Consider the following 16,773-nt stretch of genomic DNA (forward strand, 5'->3'; position numbering starts at 1 on the left):
ACATGTGCCGGACGGCAGGAGTTCCCACCGCCCACCGCACCGGGGACGCGCTCGCGATCGGCGGTCAGTTCCCGCCGGTCCCGGGATCGGGGCGGACGGCCAGGTCGGCGAGGACCCGGGCGAAGTCCGGCGGGGGTGCGACGACCAGGCGCGTCTGCCCGTCCTGGCTGACCAGGTCCGCCCGGATGAGGGTGAGCCGGTCGTCGTGCCACCAGTAGACCTGCGGGCTGAGCGCTCCGGCACGCAGGTCGAACTCCCGCTGGGCGAGCAGCCTCAGCCGCTCGATCGCCCGGACCACGCCGATGCCCTCGACCGGGTGGACGATGAGCGTCGCCGCGTCGGGGAGCGCCACCAGCACACCCTCCGGCGGAACGGGCAGGTAGTCGCCGAGCCGCCGCAGGTGGGCGGCGGCCCCGGCGGTGGTGCCGGTGAGCCTGCGGACCGCCACGCCACCGAGGTCGTCCTCGGTCATCGACAGCCGTTCGTCCTGCCGGACGTTGTCCAGGGCCAGGTCGAGCGCCTGGGCGGCGGTGATCGGCCAGCAGCCGACCTCCTCGGGCCGGACCGGGCGGCTGGTGACGTCATGTCCGATGGTCAGCACCTCGACCAGGTCGGCGGTGAGGTGCCGGCCGACCACGCGGGCCGACTCCAGGTCGTCGTCGAGCTGGATGCGAGTGCGCAGCAGCGGGCGGATCTGGTCCAGGTCGCACGCGTCGAGGGGCTCGTCGACGGTGGCCAGGGTGTGCGCGAGGTGCTCGGAGACGAGCATCGGCCAGTCCTCGCGCGAGCGCCGGCGGGCCTCGGCGCGCAGCCCGGTCAGCCGGACCACGATGTTCCGCGGGCCGGTGAGGGTGAGCGACTCCCCGCCGGGATCGAAGGAACAGGTGTATCCGAGGGTGTCGGCGACCAGCGCGAGCAGGGAGTCGAGGTCGACCTCCTCGATCGGACGCGGCGGTGTCTTGGCCCGCCGGTCACGGCTCCGCCGGAACAGCCTCACGCGCGCGTCCCCCCTGCCGGTCTCCCCCTACGTTCGCACTCAGCGTGCCTTGCCGACATCCCCCGTTGAGTAGGTCAGAGAGCACGATTTAGCATCAATAGCACCAAGTGCCCCCAGTAGTACGGAGAACTGCGGCGATCCGTGTCCTACCGGTAACCCTGCGAGAACGGGCACCCCCAGCGGGGCGAGCAACTCCTCCAGCACCGGGTAGGGATCGCCGCAGCCGACCCAGGAGCCCAGCGCGAACCCGGCCGCGCCGTCCAGCGCCCCCGACTGGAGCAACTGGGTAAGCATCCGGTCGATCCGGTACGGCGCCTCGCCGACGTCCTCCAGCAGGACGATCCGCCCCCGCGCCGACAGGGCATACGGGGTGCCGCAGAGCGCGGCCAGCAGGGTCAGGTTGCCGCCGGTCACCGGGGCGGTGACGTCACCGGGGACGATCATGCGGTCGCCCGCGACGGGCGCCGGGTCGCCGGCGAGCGCGGCCTCCAGGTGGCCGAAGGTGCGCGGCTCGGGGCCGCCGGGGTCGCTGATCGTGGTGCAGGCGGGCATCGGGCCGAACCAGGAGGCCAGGCCCAGCTCCGCGGCGAACGCGCTGTGCAGCGCGGTGACGTCGCTGGAGCCGACGAGCGCCTTGGGGCCGGCGGCCCGCAGGGCGTCCCAGTCGAGGAGGCCGAGGACCCGGGTGGCCCCGTAGCCGCCCCGGGCACAGAACACCGCGGACACCGCGGGGTCGCACCACGCCTCCTGCAGGTCCGCGGCCCGCGCGGCGTCGGCGCCGGCCAGGTAGCGGTGACGGTCGAGCACGTGGGCACCGGTGACGACCTTCAGGCCGAGCCCCTCCAGGACCCGGATGCCGCGGGCCAGCCGGGCCGGGTCGGGCGGGCCGCACGGGGTGACCACGGCCACCGTGTCACCGGGGCGGATCGGGGGCGGCGCCGCCGCGGGCATGGCCGGTTCGCTCACTCCGCAAACGGTGCCACACTGGGCTGACATATGCGACCTCCGCCCCACATCCTGGTGGTCAACGGCATCAAGGTCCACCAGCCGGTGTTCGTGCTCGCCGCTCCGCACTCCGGCGCGGGGCTGGTGGCCCGTGCCCTGAAACGCTCCCCCGGATTCCACGTCACCATGGGGAAGGCGACGGTCTCACACGTCGCCCGCGCCTTCGCCCGGCGTCCCTCGATCGCCGGACGGGGCATGGGCGCCACCCGGGTGCTGCGCGACGCCATGGCCGAGTCGTGGCGGATCCTTCCGGACGCCTGCCGCCGGTGCCCGGCGCCGTGCCGGGAGGCAGGCGGTGTGACGGGGGCGGGCCCCTGCGCGAGCGCGGGCTCGGTGACCAGGTTCGGCGACGCCAGCCCCGACCTGCTCTACAGCGCCACGGTGCTGTTGCAGGCGTTCCCCGACGCCCGGTTCGTCCAGCTCATCAGGGACGGGCGTGACGTGGCCGCCGACATGATGGCCGACCCCGAGGCCCTGGCGTGGTTCAGGCCGGCCATGCTGACCGACGAGACGGAGTTCCCCAACCCGTTCCTGGGCGTCAACTCCGGCGAGCATCGGGAACGCTGGAAGGCGATGCCGACCGCCGGCAAGTGCGCGCTGCGCTGGCGCAGCGCCGTCCGGCTGTCGGCGTCGCTGCGTCGCGAACTGCCCCGCGAGCAGCTGCTGACCCTGCGGTACGAGGACGTGGCCGCCTCCTTCGCCGACACCGCCGAACAGCTCACGGCCTTCCTCGGCACGCGCGTCTCCAGGATCGCCCTGTACGGCGGGAACGCTCCGCGGGTCGGCGTCTGGCGGAGCCGTCTGCGCGGCGCGGACGCCGAACTGGTGGCGAAGGTCGCCCGCGAGGAGCTCACCCGCCTGGGTTACGCCTGAACCCGCCCGCGGGGAGCCCACCCGGCCGCAGACCGCCCGATCCCGCCCGCGCGGCCGGGAGCCCTCCTGACCCGTCCCGAGCTCACACTCGGCCCATCGCGCGGCCGGGGACCGCCCCGCGCTCGGCCCCGCCGGGTCCGGACCGCGCTAACCAGCCTGGCTGAACTGGGTCCGGTAGAGCTCGGCGTAGACGGCGCCCGCGGCGAGCAGTTCCTCGTGACGGCCGCGCTCGACGACGCGGCCGTCCTGGATCACCAGGATCTGGTCGGCCTCGCGGACCGTGGACAGCCGGTGGGCGATGACCAGCGAGGTCCGTCCGGCCAGGGCCACCTTCAGGGCCTGCTGGACGGCGGCCTCGGACTCGGAGTCGAGGTGCGCGGTGGCCTCGTCGAGGACGACCACGCGGGGCGCCTTGAGCAGCAGCCTGGCCAGGGCCAGCCGCTGCTTCTCACCACCGGACAGCCGGTGCCCCCGATCGCCCACCACGGTGCGGAGCCCGTCGGGAAGCTCCTCGACGAGATCGGCGATCTGGGCGGCGCGCAGGGCGTCCCAGATCTCCTCCTCGGTGGCCTCGGGCCTGGCGTAGCGGAGGTTGGCCTCGATGGTGTCGTGGAACAGGTGGGCGTCCTGCATCACGACGCCCACGGTGTCGCGCAACGAGGCCAGGGTGGCGTCGCGTACGTCGAGGCCGTTGACGCGGACCGCACCCTCGCTGACGTCGTAGAGCCGGGAGACGAGGCCGGTGACGGTGGTCTTGCCCGCGCCGGAGTGGCCCACCAGCGCGACCATCTCCCCGGGCCGGGCGGTGAAACAGACGCCGCGCAGCACCTCGTGGCCGGGCCCGGCGTCGGGGCGGGCCACCGCCTCCAGCGAGGCCAGCGAGATCTCCGAGGCCGCCGGGTAGGTGAACCGCACGTCGTCGAACTCGATGGAGACGGGCCCGCCGGGAACCGGCCGGGCGCCGGGCCGCTCGGCGACCATGGGCTCCAGGTCGAGGACCTCGAAGACCCGGTCGAAGCTCACCAGGGCGGTCATCACGTCGACGTGCACGTTCGACAGGCTCGTCAGCGGGCCGTACAGGCGCATCAGCAGGGCGGCCAGCGCGACCAGGGTGCCGAGCTCGAAGACGTCGGAGACGGCCAGCACGCCGCCCACGCCGTATACCAGGGCGGTGGCCAGGGCCGCGACCAGGCCGAGCGCGACCCGGAAGACGGTCCCGTACATGGCCACGGTGACGCCGACGTCGCGCACCCGCCCCGCCCGGCCGCCGAAGGCGGCGGCCTCCTCCTCGGGCCGCCCGTACAGCTTGGCCACCATCGCACCCGCCACGTTGAACCGCTCGGTCATCATGGAGCTCATCTCGGCGTCGAGCTCCATCTGCTCGCGGGTGAGCCCGGACATCTTCCTGCCGACCCACTTCGCGGGAAGGATGAAGACGGGCAGCAGCACGAGCGCGACGAGGGTGATCTGCCACGACAGGACCAGCATGGCCCCGAGCACGAGCACCAGCATGACCACGTTGGAGACGACCGACGACAGGGTGCTGGTCAGTGCCCGCTGCGCGCCGATGACGTCGGTGTTCAGCCGGGAGACCAGGGCGCCGGTCTGGGTGCGGGTGAAGAAGGCCACGGGCATGCGCTGCACGTGGTCGAAGACCTCGGTGCGCAGGTTGTAGATCAGGCCCTCGCCGACCCGCGCGGAGAACCAGCGCTGGACGAGCGTGAGCACCGCGTCGGCGAGCGCCAGGCCGGCGATGGCGAGCGCCAGGCCGACCACGATGTCCGTCCGCCCGGCCTCGATCCCGTCGTCGATGATCGCCTTCATCAGGAGCGGGTTGGCGATCACGATGACCGAGCCGGCCACGACCAGCGCGAGGAAGGCGGCGATGTGCCGGGAGAAGGGCCGGGCGTAGCGGGCGATGCGCCGGACGGTGCCCGGTGCCAGGCGCGCCTCGGTCACCGAGCTGTCGCGTCGCATCGAACGCATCACCTGGGGACCGAAGCCCCCGCCCATCATCGCCATCTGGCCTCCTCTCCCGGTGCGAGCGCCGAAAGAGGCCTGCCCATTCCCCCCTCAGCTCGCGGCGAACACCACCGGCCCCCGCGGCGGGCCACGGAGGGCGGGCGGGACGACGTGCGCCGCGGGAAGCGCGGGGAGGCGCCGGTGGCCGCGCGGCGACCGCGAGGACGCGGGACCTCCGCAGAAGCGCTGCGACTACGGGAAAGACTACGAGAAGAGAGCCTTGACGCGGGCGGCCTGCTCACGGGCCTCCGCCGCGCACTGCTCCTCCAGGGAACGCCCCGAAGCGCCCTGGAGCAGCCGTTTGGTCGCCACCGCCGCGTCGCGGTTGGTCGCCAGCAGGGCACCGGTCAGGTCGCGCACCGCGCCGGGCAGTTCCGCGCGGGCCACGACCAGCTCGGCCAGGCCGATCCTGGCCGCCTCCTCGGCCTTCACGGTGCGGGCCGTGAGGCAGATCTCGATGGCCCTTGACAGGCCCACCAGGTCGACCAGCGGCTTGGTGCCGGTCAGATCGGGGACCAGGCCCAGGGCCGGTTCCTTCATGCACAACTGGGCGTCGTCGGCCAGGATCCTCAGATCGCAGGCGAGGGCGAGCTGGAACCCGGCACCGATGGCGTGCCCCTGGACCGCGGCCACGGAGACGATGTCGGGGCGGCGCAGCCAGAGGAAGCCCCGCTGTGCCTGCGCCACTCGCTTCTCGAACGCCGAGCCGTCGAGCGTCGCGGAGGAGGCGAACGATCCCTGCCCGGGAACCCCCTCGGGCGTGAACATCCGCAGGTCGATCCCCGCCGAGAAGGACGGCCCCTCACCTCTGACCACGACGACCCTCACCTGCTGCGGCAGGTTGTCACCGATATGCGCCAGAGCCGACCAGGTGGCGAACGTCTGTGCGTTCCGCTTCTCCGGACGGTCCAGCGTGATCGTCGCGATCTCGCCGTCCACCTCGTAGCGCAGACCGACCTCCTCCTCAGAGGTCTGCTCCGCACTCCCCCCGAACGCCGCTTCCGTCATGACCTGTTCTCCCGCCTCTCGTTCCACCTCGCCCGAGCCTATCGATTCTCCAGAATGAGGTTCTATAGGTCCGGGCGGGACAGATGCCGGCGTGGAGGGAGGACGAGCCGCTGCGGTCGCGCGTTCCGAGGCGGAGTCAGCGCTTGGACTTGCCTCGGGTGGCACCACCGCGCCCGCGCAGAGTCACTCCGGACTCGCTCAGGATGCGGTGGATGAACCCGTATGAGCGACCGGTCGAAGCAGCGAGGGCGCGGATGCTCTCACCCGCGCTGTAGCGCTTCTTGAGATCGGCGGCCAGCTTTTCGCGGTCGGCCCCGGTCACCCGGGTGCCCTTCTTCAGAGTCTCGGCCACGAGTACCTCCTGTAGTGCCAGACTTCCGCAGCGTTACACACGCCATGATCAGTCATTTCAACGAGATCGGCTACCTACTCCATGGGAAAAGATCCGTACCCGCTCAAATTAAGATCAGGCAAGTGCCACAAGATCGGAAAATTCCTCGCTCCATGCGTCTTCAACTCCGTCAGGGAGCAAGATCACCCTATCGGGTTGTAGTGCCTCCACAGCACCCTCATCGTGCGTGACAAGCACAATCGCCCCAGAATAGGATCTTAGTGCCGAAAGTACCTGCTCGCGGCTGGCGGGGTCGAGGTTGTTGGTGGGTTCGTCCAGGAGCAGCACGTTGGCCGCGGAGAGCACGAGGGTGGCCAGCGCCAGCCGCGTCTTCTCCCCGCCGGAGAGCACCCCGGCCGGCTTGTCGACGTCGTCGCCCGTGAACAGGAAGGAGCCGAGGACCTTGCGCAGCTCCACGTCGGGCAGCTCGCCCCCGGCCGAGCGCATGTTCTCCAGCACGGTGCGACCGGGGTCGATCGTCTCGTGCTCCTGGGCGTAGTACCCCAGCTTGAGACCGTGACCGGGCTTGACCTCGCCGGTGTCGGGCTCCTCCAGGCCCCCCAGGATGCGCAGCAGGGTGGTCTTCCCCGCGCCGTTCAGCCCCAGGATGACGACCCTGCTCCCGCGGTCGACGGCGGCGTCGACGCCCGTGAAGACCTCCAGCGAGCCGTAGGACTTCGACAGGCCCTCCGCCGAGATGGGGGTCCGCCCGCAGGGAGCCGGCTGCGGGAAGCGCAGCTTGGCGACCTTGTCGCTGCGCCGCTCCACCTCCAGGCCGGCGAGCAGGCGCTCGGCGCGGCGCTGCATGTCCTGGGCGGCCTTGGCCTTGGTGGCCTTGGCGCGCATCTTGTCGGCCTGCGACATCAGCGCCGCGGCCTGCTTCTCGGCGTTGGCGCGCTCACGCCGCCTGCGCTTCTCGTCGGTCTCCCGCTGGGCCAGGTAGGCCTTCCAGCCGACGTTGTAGGTGTCGATGACCGCGCGGTTGGCGTCCAGGTGCAGGACCCGGTTTACCGTCGCTTCAAGAAGGCCGACGTCGTGGCTGATAATGATCAAGCCGCCCTGGTGGGATCGTAAAAAATCCCGAAGCCACCCGATTGAGTCAGCATCAAGGTGGTTTGTCGGCTCGTCCAGCAGGAGAGTCTCCGCTCCGCTGAAGAGGATCCGGGCCAGTTCCACGCGCCTGCGCTGTCCTCCGGACAGCGTTTCCAGCGGCTGGCCGAGCACCCGGTCGGGCAGGCCCAGGCTGGAGGCGATGGAGGCGGCCTCCGACTCCGCGGCGTACCCGCCCAGCACGTGCAGGCGGTCTTCCAGCCGGCCGTAGGCACGCACCGCGCGGTCCCTGGTGCGGTCGTCGGCCGACGACATGCCGACCTCGGCCTCGCGCAGCTCACGCAGGACCTGGTCGAGCCCGCGGGCCGACAGGATGCGATCACGGGCGATCACCTGCAGGTCGCCGTCACGGGGGTCCTGCGGCAGGTAACCCACCTCTCCGGCGATGGAGACGGTGCCGCCCGCGGGCAGCCCCTCGCCCGCGAGCACCCGGGTGAGAGTGGTCTTGCCGGCGCCGTTGCGGCCCACGAGCCCGATCTTGTCACCGGGGTTGACCCGGAACGAGGCGCCCTCGACGAGCAGTCGGGCGCCGGCGCGCAGTTCGATGTCAGAAGCTACGATCATGATTGGAGAAGACTCCCAGGGGAGGAAACACACAGGCTCACATCACTGTGACCGAACCCGCCGCGCGCCTGTGTCTCCCGGCTCTCGGCTCGGCCGTCTCGTTCGTGCCGGGACGCCGGTCAGTCGGGAGTGCGCATACCGATCAGTGTACGGGGCGCTACCGACCCGACTCTCCCCGTTTCCCGCCGACCGGGCCCAGGCGTCTTCCCGCCGGTCAGCCGGGGTCGTCGACCTTGATCCGGACCGCGCGGAACTGCGCGGGGGCATCCTTGAGCACCACCAGGCGCGGATCGGGGACGGTCAGGAAGGGACCGGTCTCCAGCGCGAAGACCGGGGCGAGCCTCCGATCGGACCGCAGCGCGTCGACCGCGCGCCGGTCTCCGCCCAGCACGACCGCCTCCAGCTCCCCCACGTGCGGGCCGAGCACCCGCAGCGCCACCTCCGCCGCCACCTCGTGCGCCTGCCCCACCTGCTTCTCCCTGCGCCGGGCGAAGCGCCGCTGGGACCAGCCGCCCGCCGCGCTGCGACCGTGGACCGGCCGCGAGCCGACCTTAGAGGAGAGCAGCTCGTCACCGTGGAAGATCCCGGCCGCGTGACCGCCCAGCCGCACCAGGAGCACCCCGACCCTGCGTTCGGTCCGCACATGGGTGATCAGACGCCCCAGCGGGCCTCCCCCGGCGGAGGTCAGCGGCGGGAACGGCACCTGGCACTCGGCCGTGGCGCCGTCCGCGGCCACCAGCCGCACCACGTCGGCGCCTGCGGAGACCGTCACGTCCGGTGGGCCGTGCCGGTCGACGAAGCCGTCGATCCAGCGTCCCAGGCGTTCGTGCCCCACCGAGACCCAGCGGCCCCCTCCCCTGGCCGGTCGTGACGTCATGGAAGGCGACCCTACCCGGTGGCGGCCCCGAGCCACGGACCGGCCGACTTCAACGAACAGCGAAATATCGGTGAACATCACCGCACCTGACTTCTGCCTGGGCGGAGTCCTGGTTCATCCTCTGAAGGTGTCGAGTAGAGCGCACGTCCTCACGCAGGCATCCGCGGCGGCCACCGCGGGCACCACGCCGATCGTCGACCTCGACACCGGAGGCGTCATCGCCCTCCAGGCTGCCGCCGAGGGCCACGGCAACATCTCCGCCACCGTCGAGACCCTCCTGCACGCCACCAGGAGCGAGGCCCTGCTTCCCCTGGTGCTCCCCCTGCCCACGGCGGCGGTGATCGGCGGCTCGGCCGCGATGGCGCCGCTCCACGAGGCGCTGCGCGTGTCCGGGCGCCGCCCCCGCGAGGTGATCCTCCTGGTGCGGGGCGACTTCGCGCAGATCGAGCGCCGCTCACTGCTCAGCGGGCTGGACGGCCTGCGCGCCATCGGCTACCTGATCGCGGTCGGCGATCTGGGCACCGGGCACATCCCGCTGGACCTGCTGGCCGACGCGGCGCCGTACCTGGCGGTGATGTCCCCCGACCTCGTCGCCCGGGTGCACCGCGATCCGCGCCGCGCCGCCCTCGGTGAGGGCCTGGCACGGCTCGCCAGGGGGACCGGCGCGCACGTGCTGACCCCCGGGGTGACCGACGAGGGGCAGCTGGCCATGATCCGCGGCTGGGGGGTGCGGCTGGCCCAGGGACCGCTGCTCGTCCCGGGCCCCGGGGGGCGGGTCCACGTGCCGCTGCCGGTCGTCGAGTCCGAGCCCACCCGGCTCCTGCTGGGCCCCCGCGTCCAGGAGTTCCTGCTGCCCGCGGTGACCCTCCCCTACGAAGCGACCGCCGAGGAGGCGATCGACGCCTTCGGCAGCGAACCGTCGATCACCAGCGTGATCCTGGTCGACGAGTACCAACGCCCGCTGGGCAGCCTCGATCGCAGCCGCTTCCTGCTGATGATCGCCGGCCGCTTCGGCCACGCGCTGCACGGCAAGAAGCCGGCGGGGCGGCTGGCCGACCCCGCCCGCACGGTCCCCAAGACCACCCCGGCCATCGCCGCCATGCAGGTCGCCGGCCGCGATGCCGAACGCGTCTACGACGACCTGGTGGTCACCGACGAGGTCGGACGTTGCATGGGCGTCGTCCGCGTCGCCGACCTGATTCGCCAGTTCGCGGCCGTGCAACGCTGAGGCCGGTGGAGACCGGCTGCCGTCGAGGACCCGGCGGGGACGCGGAAGCCTTCGGGGATCCGGCCGGACGCTGGGACCCCCGGTCGCCGCCTTCTCCCCGGACGCGCATGGCCGATCGGGGCCAATGGGACAGACTGGGCATTTGCCGTCTCACTTCCGTGACGTATGGTACGAGTTAGGGTTACCTAACTAGCGAGTCCGGGAGTGCGACACATGACAGACGACAAGCCCGCGCGCCGTGCGCGCACGGTGACACGCGGCCGGGTCGAGCGGGTCGAGCGACTCACACCCCACATGATCCGAATCGTGCTCGGCGGCGAGGGCCTCGCCGGCTTCCACGCGGGCGAGTACACCGACCACTACGTCAAGCTGCTGTTCGCGCCTCCCGGCGTGAGCTACCCGCAGCCGTTCGACCTGGAGGCGATCCAGCGCGACCTGCCCCGGGAACAGTGGCCGACCACCCGCACCTACACCGTCCGGCGCTGGGACGCCGAGGCTCGCGAGCTGACGCTCGACGTCGTCCACCACGGCGACAGCGGCCTGGCCGGGCCGTGGGCCGGCCGGGTCCGGCCGGGTGAGGAGATCTCCTTCTTCGGCCCGGGCGGCGCCTATGCCCCCGATCCGCACGCCGACTGGCACCTCCTGGCGGGCGACGAGAGCGCGCTGCCCGCGATGGCGGCCTCCCTGGAGCGCCTGCCCGCCGGCGCGCCGGCCTGGGTGTTCGTCGAGGTCGCCGGGCCCGAGGAGGAGCAGCGGCTCGACTCACCCGGCGACGTGAAGGTCGTGTGGCTCCACCGCGGGAGCGCCCCCGTCGGCGAACGGCTGGTCAGGGCGGTCCGAGAGCTCGACTTCCCCTCCGGCGACGTGCACGCCTTCGTCCACGGCGAGGCCGGGTTCGTCCGCGACCTGCGTCGCTATCTCCGCACCGAGCTGGGCATCCCGCTGGAGCGGCTGTCCATCTCGGGCTACTGGCGTCTGGGCCGCGACGACGAGTCCTGGCGCGCCGGCAAGCAGGAGTGGAACCGGCGGATCGAGGAGGAAGAGGCCGCCGCCCTGGCCGGGCGCGCCCGCTGAGGCCGGCGCGCCCGGGACCCGGCGGGATCAGATGCGGCAGGCGAAGATCTCGGTCACCAGGATGGCCCTGGCGCCGAGCTCCCAGAGCTGGTCCATGACCTGCTGGTGGCCCTTGCGCCGGACCATGGCGCGCACCGCGACCCAGCCCTCCCGGTGCAGCGGGGAGACCGTCGGCCCCTCCATGCCGGGGGTCAGGGCGATGGCCTCCTCGATCCGCTCGGCGCGGATGTCGTAGTCCATCATCACGTAGTCGCGGGCCGTCAGCACGCCCTGCAGCCGGCGGACGAGCTGGCGCAGGCCCTGGGTCTCCTCGGCCCCGGCCCCTTTGATCAGCACGGCCTCGGAGTGGGTGATGGGCTCGCCGAAGACCTCAAGCCCGATGTTGCGCAGGGTGGTGCCGGTCTCCACGACGTCGGCCACCGCGTCGGCCACGCCCAGCCGGATGGCGGTCTCGACCGCGCCGTCGAGCTTGATCACCCGGGCGTCCACGCCCTGCTCGGCCAGGTAGGACTCCAGCAGGCCGGCGTATGAGGTGGCGACGCGCCTGCCCTTGAGGTCGGACACGGAGGTGAACTCACCGGGGTTGGCGGCGAAGCGGAAGGTGGACCTGCCGAAACCGAGCGGGATGATCTCCTCTACCTCCGCGCCGGAGTCGTGGAGCATGTCGCGGCCGGTGATCCCGGCGTCCAGGGTGCCCTCGCCGACGTAGACGGCGATGTCCTTGGGACGCAGGAAGAACAGCTCGCAGGAGTTCTCCGGGTCGACGACCACGAGCTCCTTGCTGTCCTTGCGGGCGCGGTAACCGGCTTCCTTGAGAATCGTCTGGGCCGCCTCGGTGAGGGCGCCCTTGTTGGGTACGGCGAGACGCAGCATGACTGGGTTTCCTTACATGGGGACGGGATCCACTGGGGCCGATCGCCGGGCGCACCGGCTCACAGATGCTTGTAGACCTCGTCCAGCCCGATCCCCTTGGCGATCATGAGAACCTGCACGTGGTAGAGGAGCTGGGAGATCTCCTCGGCGGCGCGTTCGTTCGACTCGTGCTCGGCCGCCATCCAGCTCTCGGCGGCCTCTTCCACGACCTTCTTGCCGATGGCATGGACCCCGGCGTCCAGCGCGGCCACGGTGCCCGAGCCCGCGGGCCGGGTGCGTGCCTTTTCGGACAGCTCGGCGTACAGCTCTTCGAAGGTCTTCATGATCTCTCTCGGCGTCGTCGGATGTGCCCGTCAAGCCTAACGGGCCGTGCGGCGTGCGCGCGTGCGGGCCCGCGGGTCGGGGCCGGCCCGGCGCGAACGGATCCGGAACAGGGGGCCGGCGTCGTCGCCCCCGGGCGAGGCGGGCGGCTCGGCCGCGGCCGTGATCTGACCCAGACTTGGCGTGGCGAAGGTTGCCCCTCCCGAGCCGATTTTCGATAGCCTGTGCGAATAAAGCGAGGGAGTTCACCCGTCATCCGGCGGTCCGGCCGCGTGACCCCGCTGTTCCGGGCGTGCGCTCCCACGGCGAACCGGAAGGGAGACCGTCATGCGCGACGCCCTGCTCGCGATCGGCACCCGCAAGGGCTTGTTCCTGGCCCGCTCCGTGAGGGGCGGCCCGTTCGAGGTGGAACCGGTGCGTTTCTCCACCGTGGGGGTGCCCGCCGTCGCGGTCGACACCCGCGGCCCCGTGCCCCGCGTCCTCGCCGGGATCGAGTACGGCCACTTCGGCCCGTCCGTCACCTGGTCGGACGACCTCGGCACGACCTGGCAGGAGGCTCCCCGGGCGCCCATCGCCTTCCCGGAGGAGACCGGCGCGTCGCTCACCCGCGTCTGGCAGCTCCACCCCTCCCCCACCGAGCCGGGCGTGGTCTGGGCCGGGGTCGAGCCGGGAGCGCTGTTCCGCTCCGAGGACGGGGGTGTCACCTTCTCCCTCGTGGACGGGCTGTGGAGCCATCCGCACCGGTCCCGGTGGCAGCCCGGCGGCGGCGGCCTGTGCCTGCACACCGTGCTGCCCCACCCGGACGACCCGAAGAGCATCTCGGTCGCCGTCTCCACCGGCGGTTTCTACCGCAGCACCGACGGCGGCCTCTCCTGGGAGGCCGCGAACCGCGGGATACGTGCCCCGTTCTTCCCCGAGGGATCGCAGTATCCGGAGTTCGGGCAGTGCGTGCACAAGGTCGCCATGCACCCCTCCCGGCCCGAGCGGCTCTTCCTCCAGCATCACTTCGGCGTCTACCGCAGCGACGACGCCGGCGGGTCCTGGACGTCCATCGGCGCCGGGCTCCCCTCCGACTTCGGCTTCCCGGTGACCGTGCACCCCGAACGCCCCGACACGCTGTACGTCTTCCCGCTCGGCGCCGACCAGGACCGCACACCCGTCGGCCACCGCTGCCGGGTCTACCGCAGCGACGACGCCGGCGGGTCCTGGGAGCCCCTGAGCGCGGGGCTGCCCGAGGAGCCGGTGTACGCCACCGTCCTGCGCGACGCGATGCACGCCTCGGCGGCCGGGATCTTCTTCGGCACCCGCGACGGCGAGGTGTACGGCTCCCGGGACGACGGCGACAGCTGGTTCCCCGTCGCCCGGCACCTGCCGGACGTGCTCACGGTGCGCGGCACCCTACTCTGAGCGGCCCGGAGAAGGCTCCGAAACGCTCGGAAAAAGACGGACGGCGCCCCGCGGTGAGCGGGGCGCCGTCCGGTGTGCTCAGCGGCCGTAGTGGTGACCACCGGAGTGGCCGCGGTAGCCGCCGCCACGCTGGCCGCGGCCGTCGGGGCGGCCCTCGGCGCGGAACTCGCCGCCGCGGAAGCCGCCCTGGCGGTCGCCGCGGTAGCCGCCGGCCGGACGGTCGGAACGGTAACCGCCCTCACGGTCGCCGCGGTAGCCGCCCTCGCGCTGGTCGGCCCGGAAGGCACCGTTGCCGCGGTCGCCCGCCGGACGGTCGGAGCGGTAGCCGCCGGAGGGGCGGTCGCCGCGGAAGCCGCCCTGGCGGTCGCCGCGGTAGCCGCCGGCCGGACGGTCGGAGCGGTAGCCGCCGGAGGGGCGGTCGCCGCGGGTGTCGTCGCCGAAGGCGCGCTCACGCGGCTCGCGGGCCTCGCCGCCGTGCTCGGGACGCTCGCGGAACCGGCGCGGGCCGCGGCCGCCACCGCCGCCGCCGAAGCCCTCGCGGCCGTCACGACGCCGGCGCTGCTTGGCGACCGGGGCCGCGGGCTCCCAGACCGGGATGGGCTCACCGCTGGGCTGGCGGGCGCCGGCGGTCTCCTCCAGGCGCGGGTGGCCCGGGGTGGCCTTCAGGCGGAAGGGCTTGATGCCCGCGCGGCGGGTCATCGCGTCGGTGGAGCGGCGCTCGTTGGGGAGCACCAGCGTCATGACGGTGCCCTTCTCCCCGGCGCGGGCGGTGCGGCCACCGCGGTGCAGGTAGCTCTTGTGGTCCTGGGGCGGGTCGACGTGCAGCACGAGGCTGATGTTGTCGACGTGGATGCCGCGGGCCGCGACGTCCGTGCAGACCAGGACGTTGATCTCGCCTTCCTTGAACTCGGCCAGGATGCGGGTGCGCTGGTTCTGGCGCTTGCCGCCGTGCAGGCCGCCGGCCTTGATGCCGACCTGGGCGAGCTGCTTGCAGAGCCGGTCGACGCCGTGCTGGGTCCGCACGAAGATGATCGTCCGGCCCTCGCGGTTGGCGATCTCGGCGGTCACCGGGAACTTGTCGTCGCGGTGCACCTCGAGGAGGTGGTGCTCCATGGTGTCCACCGCGGAGGCGGCCGGGGCCATGGAGTGGGTCACCGGGTCGGTGAGGAAGCGGCGGACGAGCTTGTCGACGTCGCCGTCGAGGGTGGCGGAGAACAGCAGACGCTGGCTGTCTGCCGGGGTCTGCTGCAGGATGGCGCTGACCACCGGGAAGAAGCCGAGGTCGCACATGTGGTCGGCCTCGTCCAGGACGGTCACCCGGACCTCGTCCAGGGTGCACTCACCCTGCTGGATGAGGTCGGTCAGCCGGCCGGGCGTGGCCACGACGACCTCGACACCGCGGCGCAGCGCCTCGATCTGACGGCCCATGGACATGCCGCCGACGACGGTCTTCATCCGCAGCGACAGGCCCCTGCCGAGCGGCTCGAGGGCGTCGGTCACCTGCATGGCGAGCTCGCGGGTCGGCACCAGCACGACGGCCAGTGGACGGCCCGGCCGGGCCTTGACCCCGGCGACGCGGGCCATCATCGGCAGGCCGAAGGCGAGCGTCTTGCCGGAGCCCGTCTGGCCGCGGCCGAGGACGTCGTGCCCGGAGAGGATGTCGGGGATGGTGGCCCGCTGGATGGGGAAGGGGCTGTCGATGCCCTGCCGGGAGAGGCCGGTCACGAGCGGCTTGGGCAGGCCGAGGAGGGTGAACTCCGACAGGCTCTCGGAGGCCGGGGAGAGGCCGTCACGGGCGTCGGAGATCTCGGTGATTTCGGGCAGGACAGCGTCAAGCATGGTCACGAAGAGTCGTGCCTTTCGATAGAAGAGCGGCACGTCACTCCTGCGAAAGGACGAGCCTGGAACGCACGGCCTGGAGGCCGTGCTCGATCGACGCCCATATGGGGCGGTGGTGCGGTGCAAGTCGAGGCGCACCGCACGGGGCGGGAGGATCTTACCCGCACGCAGTCAAACCACGATCAAGCATACCCGGCGTTCGCAGTGCCAGGTGAGTCGGGGCGGCCGACCGGGCCGGCCGCTTGTCCGTCAATGGGAGCCAACACTCCCGGCCGGGCTTTTCTTCCCGGCTCTGGAAATCTTCTCACACAATCCGGTACGGCTCGCACCTCCGGGGGTGCGAACCGTACCGGGAAAGAGCTCTCAGACGTTGAAACCGAGCATGCGGAGCTGCTCCCGCCCGTCGTCAGTGATCTTGTCCGGGCCCCACGGCGGCAGCCAGACCCAGTTGATCCTCACCTCGGACACCATGCCCTCCAGGGCGGAGTTGGCCTGGTCCTCGATGACGTCGGTCAGCGGGCAGGCCGCGCTGGTCAGCGTCATGTCGATGGTGGCGATCGGCGCGACGCCCTCCCCGGCCGGGTCGAGGTTGAGCCCGTAGATCAGGCCCAGGTCCACCACGTTGATGCCGAGCTCGGGGTCGACGACGTCCCTGAGGGCCTCCATGACCTCGTCATGGGTCGTCTCACCGTCGTACGCCGTCGTCGGCGTCTCCACAGCCTTGCTCATGTCGTACTCCTCACGACCGCGTCCTTGTAGGCCATCCAGGCGAGCAGCGCGCACTTCACCCGGGCGGGGAACTTGGCGACCCCGGCGAACGCCACGGCGTCCCCGAGCACGTCCTCGTCCGGCTCGATCTTGCCCCTGCCCTGCATGAGCCGGGTGAACTCGTCCACGACGCCGAGCGTGTCCGTCACGGTCGAACCGGTGGCGAGCTCGTACAGCACAGAGGCGGCGGCCTGGCTGATCGAACAGCCCTGCCCGTCGTAGGAGACGTCTTCGACCTTGCCGCCGTCGCCGAGTTTCACCCGCATGGTGATCTCGTCGCCGCACGTCGGGTTCACATGGTGGACCTCGGCGTCGTACGGGTCGCGCAGCCCCCGTCCCTGGGGATGCTTGTAGTGTTCCAGGATCAGCTCCTGGTACATGGACTCGGCGATCATATGGTCGCGCTCACCTTCTCG

Annotated in this window: 16 protein-coding genes; 4 read left to right on the forward strand and 12 right to left on the reverse strand. The window is 71.9% G+C overall.

Annotation, left to right across the window (positions count from 1 at the left end; translation table 11 throughout):
* Positions 1 to 64 precede the first annotated feature (64 nt).
* Together F4562_RS04765 and F4562_RS04770 are read right to left on the reverse strand one after the other, a co-directional pair.
* Positions 65 to 997, reverse strand: a complete 933-nt coding sequence (locus F4562_RS04765; RefSeq protein ID WP_184548302.1) for a hypothetical protein — start codon at positions 995 to 997, stop codon at positions 65 to 67.
* 39 nt (positions 998 to 1,036) lie between these two features.
* Positions 1,037 to 1,963 (reverse strand): S66 peptidase family protein, encoded by a 927-nt coding sequence (locus tag F4562_RS04770; protein ID WP_311734283.1) that lies wholly within the window; start codon positions 1,961 to 1,963, stop codon positions 1,037 to 1,039.
* Positions 1,964 to 1,993: 30 nt separating this feature from the next.
* On the opposite strand from F4562_RS04770, the gene F4562_RS04775 reads away from it, so the two are divergent.
* The gene (locus F4562_RS04775; protein WP_184548300.1) at positions 1,994 to 2,875 is read left to right on the forward strand and encodes a sulfotransferase family protein; all 882 of its coding nucleotides are present in this window, start codon (positions 1,994 to 1,996) and stop codon (positions 2,873 to 2,875) included.
* Between the two features lie 147 nt (positions 2,876 to 3,022).
* Here the strand turns inward: F4562_RS04775 and F4562_RS04780 are convergent, their stop codons facing one another.
* The 5 genes from F4562_RS04780 to F4562_RS04800 form a co-directional block, all read right to left on the reverse strand.
* A complete protein-coding gene (locus F4562_RS04780; RefSeq protein WP_184548298.1) occupies positions 3,023 to 4,897 on the reverse strand; it encodes an ABC transporter ATP-binding protein in 1,875 nt (624 codons plus the stop codon).
* A gap of 204 nt (positions 4,898 to 5,101) precedes the next feature.
* Entirely contained in the window at positions 5,102 to 5,905 is an 804-nt protein-coding gene (locus tag F4562_RS04785) for an enoyl-CoA hydratase/isomerase family protein (protein WP_184548296.1), read from the reverse strand.
* 136 nt (positions 5,906 to 6,041) lie between these two features.
* Positions 6,042 to 6,257: a helix-turn-helix domain-containing protein gene (locus F4562_RS04790; RefSeq protein WP_030507271.1), complete on the reverse strand. Its 216-nt coding sequence runs from the start codon at positions 6,255 to 6,257 to the stop codon at positions 6,042 to 6,044.
* Between the two features lie 114 nt (positions 6,258 to 6,371).
* On the reverse strand, positions 6,372 to 7,970 hold the full coding sequence (locus F4562_RS04795; protein WP_184548294.1) for an ABC-F family ATP-binding cassette domain-containing protein: 1,599 nt from the start codon (positions 7,968 to 7,970) through the stop codon (positions 6,372 to 6,374).
* Between the two features lie 214 nt (positions 7,971 to 8,184).
* A complete protein-coding gene (locus F4562_RS04800; protein WP_184548292.1) occupies positions 8,185 to 8,847 on the reverse strand; it encodes an acVLRF1 family peptidyl-tRNA hydrolase in 663 nt (220 codons plus the stop codon).
* Positions 8,848 to 8,974: 127 nt separating this feature from the next.
* Between F4562_RS04800 and F4562_RS04805 the strand changes: the two genes are divergently transcribed.
* Both F4562_RS04805 and F4562_RS04810 read left to right on the forward strand, forming a co-directional pair.
* On the forward strand, positions 8,975 to 10,075 hold the full coding sequence (locus tag F4562_RS04805; protein ID WP_184548290.1) for an EAL domain-containing protein: 1,101 nt from the start codon (positions 8,975 to 8,977) through the stop codon (positions 10,073 to 10,075).
* Positions 10,076 to 10,288: 213 nt separating this feature from the next.
* Positions 10,289 to 11,149 carry a siderophore-interacting protein gene (locus F4562_RS04810; RefSeq protein WP_184548288.1) on the forward strand — a complete coding sequence of 287 codons (861 nt, stop codon included), beginning with the start codon at positions 10,289 to 10,291 and terminating at the stop codon, positions 11,147 to 11,149.
* A gap of 27 nt (positions 11,150 to 11,176) precedes the next feature.
* Here F4562_RS04810 and hisG read toward each other — a convergent pair whose 3' ends face one another.
* Both hisG and F4562_RS04820 read right to left on the reverse strand, forming a co-directional pair.
* The gene (gene hisG, locus F4562_RS04815; protein WP_184548286.1) at positions 11,177 to 12,022 is read right to left on the reverse strand and encodes an ATP phosphoribosyltransferase; all 846 of its coding nucleotides are present in this window, start codon (positions 12,020 to 12,022) and stop codon (positions 11,177 to 11,179) included.
* Positions 12,023 to 12,081: 59 nt separating this feature from the next.
* Positions 12,082 to 12,345: a phosphoribosyl-ATP diphosphatase gene (locus tag F4562_RS04820; RefSeq protein ID WP_184548284.1), complete on the reverse strand. Its 264-nt coding sequence runs from the start codon at positions 12,343 to 12,345 to the stop codon at positions 12,082 to 12,084.
* 325 nt (positions 12,346 to 12,670) lie between these two features.
* On the opposite strand from F4562_RS04820, the gene F4562_RS04825 reads away from it, so the two are divergent.
* A complete protein-coding gene (locus F4562_RS04825) occupies positions 12,671 to 13,750 on the forward strand; it encodes a WD40/YVTN/BNR-like repeat-containing protein (protein ID WP_184548281.1) in 1,080 nt (359 codons plus the stop codon).
* A 78-nt stretch (positions 13,751 to 13,828) separates the two neighbouring features.
* Here the strand turns inward: F4562_RS04825 and F4562_RS04830 are convergent, their stop codons facing one another.
* The 3 genes from F4562_RS04830 to sufU all read right to left on the reverse strand — a co-directional run bounded on the left by F4562_RS04830 (position 13,829) and on the right by sufU (position 16,752).
* The gene (locus F4562_RS04830; protein ID WP_184548279.1) at positions 13,829 to 15,589 is read right to left on the reverse strand and encodes a DEAD/DEAH box helicase; all 1,761 of its coding nucleotides are present in this window, start codon (positions 15,587 to 15,589) and stop codon (positions 13,829 to 13,831) included.
* A gap of 363 nt (positions 15,590 to 15,952) precedes the next feature.
* On the reverse strand, positions 15,953 to 16,318 hold the full coding sequence (locus tag F4562_RS04835; RefSeq protein WP_184548277.1) for a metal-sulfur cluster assembly factor: 366 nt from the start codon (positions 16,316 to 16,318) through the stop codon (positions 15,953 to 15,955).
* On the reverse strand, positions 16,315 to 16,752 hold the full coding sequence (sufU, locus tag F4562_RS04840) for a Fe-S cluster assembly sulfur transfer protein SufU (RefSeq protein ID WP_184548275.1): 438 nt from the start codon (positions 16,750 to 16,752) through the stop codon (positions 16,315 to 16,317). The genes F4562_RS04835 and sufU overlap by 4 nt, the downstream gene beginning before the upstream one ends.
* Positions 16,753 to 16,773: the final 21 nt, after the last annotated feature.

Source organism: Streptosporangium becharense (assembly GCF_014204985.1).
Classification (GTDB): Bacteria; Actinomycetota; Actinomycetes; order Streptosporangiales; family Streptosporangiaceae; genus Streptosporangium; species Streptosporangium becharense.